This window comes from Geodermatophilus chilensis, from assembly GCF_002802985.1.
GTDB classification, from domain to species: domain Bacteria; phylum Actinomycetota; class Actinomycetes; order Mycobacteriales; family Geodermatophilaceae; genus Geodermatophilus; species Geodermatophilus chilensis.
The window spans coordinates 1-7,473 of the sequence record NZ_NVPT01000215.1; the positions used below are offsets into that span (position 1 = coordinate 1).

Below are 7,473 nucleotides of genomic sequence, written 5' to 3' on the forward strand. Positions count from 1 at the left end.
AATAACAGTGGGATATATGAGTAAGCATGCTAAGGTGTGTATAAAGAGAAGGTAACGTACATGTTCAAGTGCACAAACCGACGGGGTTTTTTGGTCAATGATACAGAGGGCACCGAGATCTACACGGACGGGGTCGTCGGCAGCGTCAGGTGTGTATAAAAGACAGGTCGCCGATCGTCGCGACCGCGCGGGCCGCGTCGGGCCCTTCCTCCAGCAGCACGCGGAAGCCGTCGTCGTCCACTATCGGCGCCTTGGCCTGCACCGCCTTGTCGTACTTGCTGCCCGGGTCGGCCCCGACGACGACGAAGCCGGTCTTCTTGCTCACCGAGCCGGTGACCTTGCCGCCGCGCTCCTGGATCGCGGCGATCGCCTGGTCGCGGCTGAAGTCGCGCAGCGAGCCGGTGACGACGACGGTGACCCCGGTGAGCGGCCCCGGTCCGGCGTCCTCCCCCTCGTCGGCCATGCGCACCCCGGCGGCCCGCCACTTCTCGACCACCTCGCGGTGCCAGTCGACGGCGAACCAGTCCTTGACCGAGCGGGCGATCGTGGGCCCCACGCCGTCGGCGGCGGCCAGCTCCTCCTCGGAGGCCTCGGCGATCCGGTCCAGCGAGCGGAAGTCGCGGGCCAGCGCCTGCGCCGCGGTCGGACCGACGTGCCGGATCGAGAGCGCGACCAGCACCCGCCACAGCGGCACGTCCTTGCGGGTCTGCAGGTTGGCCAGCAGCTTGCGCCCGTTGGCCGAGAGGGTGCCGTCCTTCTTGGTGAAGAACGCAGTCCGTTCCAGCTTCTCCTCGTCGAGGGAGAAGACGTCGCCCTCGTCCTGCAGCAGGTGGCTCTCCAACAGCGCGATCGCCGCCTCGTAGCCGAGCACCTCGATGTCGAAGGCCCCACGGCCGGCCACGTGGAAGACCCGCTCCCGCAGCTGTGCGGGGCAGGAGCGGGCGTTCGGGCAGCGGATGTCGGCGTCGCCCTCCTTCTCCGGCCGCAGCTCCGTGCCGCACTCCGGGCAGTGCGTCGACATCTCGAACTCGCGCTCGTCGCCGGTGCGCGCGGCGACGACGGGGCCGAGCACCTCGGGGATCACGTCGCCGGCCTTGCGGATGACGACGGTGTCGCCGATCAGCACGCCCTTGCGCTTGACCTCGCTGGCGTTGTGCAGCGTGGCCAGCTGCACCGTCGACCCGGCCACCTTCACCGGCTCCATGTAGGCGAACGGCGTCACCCGCCCGGTCCGCCCCACGTTGACCCGGATGTCGAGCAGCTTGGTGGTGGCCTCCTCCGGCGGGTACTTGAAGGCGATCGCCCAGCGCGGCGCGCGCGAGGTCGAGCCCAGCCGCCGCTGCAGCGCCACCTGGTCGACCTTGACCACCACGCCGTCGATCTCGTGCTCCACCGAGTGCCGCTGCTCGCGGTAGGTCTCGATGTAGCCCCACACGCCCTCGAGGTCGTCGACCACCCGGAACCGGTCGCTCACCGGCAGGCCCAGCTCGCGCAGCCGCGCGTAGGCCTCCGACTGCCGCTCGGGCGAGAACCCCTCCCGCGCACCGAGGCCGTGCACCACCAGGCGCAGCGGCCGGGAGGCGGTGACCCGCGGGTCCTTCTGGCGCAGCGAGCCGGCGGCCGCGTTGCGCGGGTTGGCGAACGGCGCCTTGCCCTGCTCGACCATGGCCGCGTTGACGTCGGCGAAGGCGGCGACCGGGAAGTAGATCTCGCCGCGCACCTCGAGCAGCGGCGGGACGTCGTCCCCGGTGAGCTGCTGCGGGACGTCGTCCATCGTGCGCACGTTGGCGGTGACGTCCTCCCCCGTGACGCCGTCCCCCCGGGTGGCCGCGCGCACCAGCCGGCCGCGCTCGTAGACCAGGTCGACCGCCACACCGTCGACCTTCAGCTCGCACAGGTAGACCGCGGCGGAGCCGACCTCGCGCTCGACGCGGGCGGCCCAGGCGGACAGCTCGTCACCGGAAAAGGCGTTGTCCAGGCTCTGCATCCGCTCCAGGTGCCGCACCGGGGCGAACGTGGCGGCGAAGCCGCCGTTGACCTTCTGACTCGGCGAGTCCGGCGTGACCAGGGCCGGGTGAGCGGCCTCGATCGCCCTGAGCTGACCCATGAGCTCGTCGTACTGGCCGTCGCTGACCAGCGGCGCGTCCTGCACGTAGTACGCGAACGCGTAGCGGTCGAGCTCCTCGGAGAGGTCCCGGTGCCGGGTCCGCGCCTCGTCGGGGACCTCGGTGAGGTCCTCGCGCTCGGTCGGGGCCTCGACCTGCGGCTCGTCCAGCTCGGCGTCGGTGGTCACGGCGGAACGGTATCCGGCGGGTCTGACGGCGAACCGGTGATCACCCGGCCGTGTGCGTCACTCCGGCAGCAGGTAGCGCGCCGCCTCGCGCACGTGGGTCATCGCCAGGCGCGCGTGGCCGGGCGTCGCGCCGGCCAGCCCGCACGAGGGGGTGAGCGTGACCGCCTCGTGCAGCCGCTCAGCGGGGAAGCCGAGCTCGCGCCACCACGCCCGCAGCCGGGAGGCGGTCGCCTTCGGGGCGGGCAGCGGGGCGTCGGTGCCCGGCACGACGCCCGGCACCAGGTGCGTCCCGGCCTCGACGGCGGTGCCCAGCGCGTCCAGGTCCTGCACCAGCCCGAGGTCGAAGGAGACGGCGTCCGCCCCCGCGGAGCGGAACAGCCCCAGCGGCGCCCGGTCGGCGCAGCAGTGCACCACCACCGGGCCCAACAACGCGCCGACGACGGCGGCCAGCTCCTGCTCGACCACGGGCGCCTCGACCGCAGGCAGCCTCCCGAACCCGCTCGCGGTGGGCAGCGCCCCGGCGAGGACGGCGGGCAGCCACGGCTCGTCCAGCTGCACGACCACCTGCGCCCCGGGCACCCGCGCGCGGACGGCGGCGACGTGCGCGGCGAGGCCCTCGGTGAGCGACTGGGCGAGGTCCCGCCGCGCCCCCGGGTCGACGACCGCGCGGTCGCCGCGGGTGCGCTCGAGGCCCGCGGCCAGCGTCCACGGGCCCGCGGCCTGCACCTTGAACGGGCCGGTCCAGCCCCCGGCGACCTCGTGGAGCGCGTCGAGGTCGCGCGCCAGCAGCTCCTCGGCGCGGCGCTGGTCGATCCCCGGCCGCGGCACCAGCCGCCAGCCGGCCGGCGTCAGCTCGACGGCGAGGTCGACCAGCAGCGCGGCACTGCGCCCGACGAGGTCCGCGCCCGGGCCGCGGCCGGGCAGCTCGGGCAGGTGCGCGAACTCGGGCAGCTCGCCGATGACCACGCGCAGCGCCTCCACCGGGTCGGCGCCCGGCAGCGAGCCGACCCCGGTGGCCGGTCCCCACGGCGCCGGCGCCGGCTCCGCCCCGCGGGTCTCCGGTGCGTCGGCGAGGTCGGCGGGGACGTCGGGATCGGTGGGCGACACGGGGTCGAGCGGGGTCACGGCGGCGACGGTAGTCCGAGCCCGGCCCCGTCCAGGGCACCGCCCCGAGCCTGCGAGGGGTGGGGAGGACGGGGTCCCCTTTCAGGAGGTGGCGAGGACCGTGCCCTGGCCCAGCACGAGGTCGCCGCGCTCGGGGTCGGGGGCGTACAGCACCGCCGACTGACCGGGCGCCACGCCGCGCTGCGAGGAGCCGAGCAGCAGCCGCAGGCCGCCGTCGTCCCCCGCGGTCACCTCGCACGGCACCGGGGTGCCGTGCGCCCGCAGCTGCACCTCGGCACGGAACGGCAGCTGGGGCGGGGCACCTGTCCAGGTCGGCGGCGCGGTGCGGACCTCGTCGACCCCGGCCAGGTCGGCGGTGCCGATGGTCACCGTGCGGGTCACCGGCTCGATGCCGAGCACATAGCGCGGCCGGGAGTCGCCGACGGCGACACCGAGCCCTCGGCGCTGGCCGACGGTGAAGCCGTAGGCGCCCGCGTGCTCCCCCACCGTCGCGCCGGTGGCGGCGTCCACGACCGGCCCGGGCCGGGCACCCAGCCGCCGGGCGAGGAAGCCGCGGGTGTCGCCGTCGGGGATGAAGCAGATGTCGTGCGAGTCCGCCTTGGTGGCCACCGCGAACCCGCGCTCGGCCGCGATCTCGCGCACCCGCTGCTTGGTCATCGAGCCCAGCGGGAAGACCGCGCCGGCCAGCTGGTCGGCCGTGAGGACGGCGAGCACGTAGGACTGGTCCTTGGCCGCGTCGACCGACCGCCGCAGCTCACCGCCGGCCAGCCGCGCGTGGTGCCCGGTGACGACCGCGTCGAAGCCGAGGGCCTGCGCCCGGTCCAGCACGGCGGAGAACTTGATCCTCTCGTTGCAGCGCAGGCACGGGTTGGGCGTACGGCCGGCCGCGTACTCGGCGACGAAGTCCTCGACGACGTCCTCGGTGAACCGCTCGGCGAGGTCCCAGACGTAGAAGGGGATGCCCAGCTCGTCGGCGACCCGGCGGGCGTCGTGCGCGTCCTCGACGCTGCAGCAGCCGCGGGCGCCGCTGCGCAGCGTCTGCCGGTCCGGTGAGAGCGCCAGGTGGACGCCGGTGACGTCGTGCCCGGCGTCGACCGCCAGCGCCGCGGCGACCGCCGAGTCCACTCCCCCGCTCATCGCGGCGAGCACACGCATGGTCACCGCCGCCCCATCCCCGCCCGTTGCGCGCGCTCGACGACCGGACCGATCACGTCGAGGACGGCGTCGACGTCGGCGTCGGTCGAGGTGTGCCCGAGGCTGAACCGCAGCGAGCTGCGCGCGCGGTCGGGGTCGGCGCCGGTGGCCAGCAGCACGTGGCTGGGCCGCGCGACGCCGGCGCTGCAGGCCGACCCGGTGGAGCACTCCACGCCGCGGGCGTCGAGCAGCATGAGCAGCGCGTCGCCCTCGGCGCCGGGGAAGGACAGGTGCGCGTTGCCGGGCAGCCGTCCCGGGCCGCCGGCGACGACGTCGTCCAAGGGGGCGCCATTGAGCTGGGCGTCGGGTACCTGCGCGATCACGCCGGCCACGAGGCGGTCGCGCAGCGCAGCCAGCCGCCCGGCCCGCTCCTCCCGCTCGGCGACGGCGAGGGTGGTGGCCACCTGCAGCCCGACGATCGCCGCGACGTCGAGGGTGCCCGAGCGCACGTCGCGCTCCTGGCCGCCGCCGTGCAGCAGCGGGGTGCACTCGGCCTCGCGGCGCAGCAGCAGGACGCCGGCGCCCATCGGCCCGCCGAGCTTGTGCCCGGTCATGGTGAGCGCGTCGACGCCGCTGGCGGCGAAGTCGACCGGCACCTGCCCGACCGCCTGGACGGCGTCGGTGTGCAGCGGGACGCCGACGGCGTGCGCCACCTCGGCGAGCGCGGCCAGGTCGCTGACCGTGCCGATCTCGTTGTTGGCCCACATGACGCTGGCCAGGGCGACGTCCTCGCCGCTGCCCAGTGCCGCGCGCAGCGCAGCCGGGGCGATCCGTCCGGTCGGCTCGACGGGCAGCCAGGTGACGTCGGCGCCGTCGTGCTTGGCCAGCCACTCAACGCTGTCGAGCACGGCGTGGTGCTCGGCCGGGCTGACCACGATGCGCCGGCGACGGGAGTCGGCGTCGCGCCGGGCCCAGAACAGGCCCTTGACGGCGAGGTTGTCGCTCTCGGTGCCGCCGCCGGTGAACAGCACCTCCGACGGGCGGGCGCCCAGCGCCTCGGCCAGCCGCTCGCGCGACTGCTCGGCGACCCGGCGGGCGGCGCGGCCGCTGGCGTGCAGCGAGGAGGCGTTGCCCACGCGGCCCAGCTGTCCGGTCATCGCCGCCAGCACCGCGGGCAGCATCGGGGTGGTGGCGGCGTGGTCCAGGTAGACCGCCTCGGAGCTGCTCATGACGCCGCCAGGGTAGTCCCGGCGTCGCGCACCGCCTCCCGCGGCGGAGCAGCCGCCCGCCCCGCCAGCCGTGCGCCCAGCAGCGCGAGGAGGGTGCAGACGGCGATCGACGTCGCCACCGCCGCGGGCAGACCGAGCAGCCCCTCCGTGGCCGCCGCGACGAGGACGCCGGCCAGCCCGATGCTCAGGGCCGACAGGGTGACGTCGGCGATCTGCAGCGCCGCCGAGTCCGCACCCCTGCGGTGCTCCGGGGACTGCTCCAGCAGCAGCACGCCGACGCTGGGCATGCCGAGCCCCATGCCGAGGCCGGCTAGCGCCCAGGTCAGGTAGGCCGGCCAGCCGCCCAGCGAGGGGACCGCGGCGAGCACGGTGGCCGCCAGGCCCGTGGCGAGCAGCACGAAACCGAGGCGCAGCAGCCGCTCCCGCGGCACCTGCGGGAAGCGGCCCTGCAGCTGGGAGGCCAGCGCCCAGCCGACCGCGCCGGCGGTCAGCGGCAGGCCCGCGGCGGTCGGGCTGTAGCCGTGCACGGTGGTCAGCAGCAGGGGGATCAGCGCGTCCATCCCGAAGAAGGCGCCGGCCAGGAGCCCCCGGGAGGCGACCACCGCCGGCAACCCGCGCGCGACACGGGCGGTCCCGCGCGGCAGCAGCGGTCGCAGTCCGGCGACCAGGGCGGCCGCGCCGACGACCGCCACCGGCACCGCCGGCAGGTCCAGGCGCTGGCCGGCGTACTGCAGCGCCACGATGCCGAGACCGGCGAGCACCGCCCACCACCGCCGTCCCCTCGCCACGGGTGGCGGGGAGGCCGGCGCGGTCAGCGACCGGCCGGCCGAGAGCACCAGGAGGGCGCCGAGCACGATCAGCGGCAGCAGGCCGAGGAAGACCAGCCGCCAGCTGGCGTGGGTCGTGACCAGCCCGGCCACGACCGGCCCCACCAGGGCGGGGAGCACCCAGGCCGCCGAGATGGCGCCGAACAGGCGGGGCCGCAGCGACGACTCGTAGGCCTGCCCCGCGATGACGTACAGCAGGACGACCATGACGCCGGCGCCGAGCCCCTGCAGCGCCCGTCCGGCGACGAAGACGGCCATGCCCCCGGCCAGCCCGGCGACCAGCAGCCCGGCCGCGAAGGCCGCGACGCCCCAGGGCAGCGCGACCCGGGGACCGCGGCGGTCGCCGGCGTCCCCGCCGACCACCATGCCGACGACCGACGCCACGAGGAAGGCGCTGAACGGCCAGCCGTACCAGGCCAGCCCGTCGAGCTCGGCGACCGCGGTGGGCATCGCCGTCCCGACGGCCATGGCCTCGAACGCGACGAAGGTGACGAGCATGAGCAGGCCCGCGGTCGTCCGCCGGTGCGCCTGGTCGAGGATCCCCGGCACCGCACTCCCGTCCACCTCTGCGCCAACCCGGTCGGCGCCCCGACACTTCCCCCGGACAGACGTCGAGCGCCGGCCCCCGACGGGGACCGGCGCTCGACCGCCCCGTCCCGAGGCCCAGCGGGCCAACGTGCCGGCAGCGGCCCCTCCGCAGGGACCCGCGCCGAGCTTGCGAGGCGTGGGGGGCGGAGGGGTCCTTCTACTTGCGGGCGGTGATCGCCTCGGTGGCCTGCGGGACGACGGTGTTCAGGTCACCCACGACGCCGAAGTCGGCGAGCTCGAAGATCGGCGCCTCGGGGTCCTTGTTGACCGCGACGAT

The 7,473-nt window shown here is 75.4% G+C and carries 5 protein-coding genes; all 5 read right to left on the reverse strand.

Going from position 1 to position 7,473, the window contains the following annotated elements:
- Positions 1 to 145: 145 nt before the first annotated feature.
- On the reverse strand, positions 146 to 2,293 hold the full coding sequence (gene ligA / locus CNO22_RS24200) for an NAD-dependent DNA ligase LigA (RefSeq protein ID WP_100501811.1): 2,148 nt from the start codon (positions 2,291 to 2,293) through the stop codon (positions 146 to 148).
- Between the two features lie 57 nt (positions 2,294 to 2,350).
- A complete protein-coding gene (locus CNO22_RS24205; RefSeq protein ID WP_232807315.1) occupies positions 2,351 to 3,418 on the reverse strand; it encodes a methionine synthase in 1,068 nt (355 codons plus the stop codon).
- 81 nt (positions 3,419 to 3,499) lie between these two features.
- A complete protein-coding gene (mnmA, locus tag CNO22_RS24210; protein ID WP_100501815.1) occupies positions 3,500 to 4,573 on the reverse strand; it encodes a tRNA 2-thiouridine(34) synthase MnmA in 1,074 nt (357 codons plus the stop codon).
- Between the two features lie 2 nt (positions 4,574 to 4,575).
- Positions 4,576 to 5,781, reverse strand: a complete 1,206-nt coding sequence (locus CNO22_RS24215; RefSeq protein WP_100501812.1) for a cysteine desulfurase family protein — start codon at positions 5,779 to 5,781, stop codon at positions 4,576 to 4,578.
- Entirely contained in the window at positions 5,778 to 7,157 is a 1,380-nt protein-coding gene (locus CNO22_RS24220; RefSeq protein ID WP_232807316.1) for an MFS transporter, read from the reverse strand. Before CNO22_RS24220 ends, CNO22_RS24215 begins: the two co-directional genes overlap by 4 nt.
- Positions 7,158 to 7,473 lie beyond the last annotated feature (316 nt).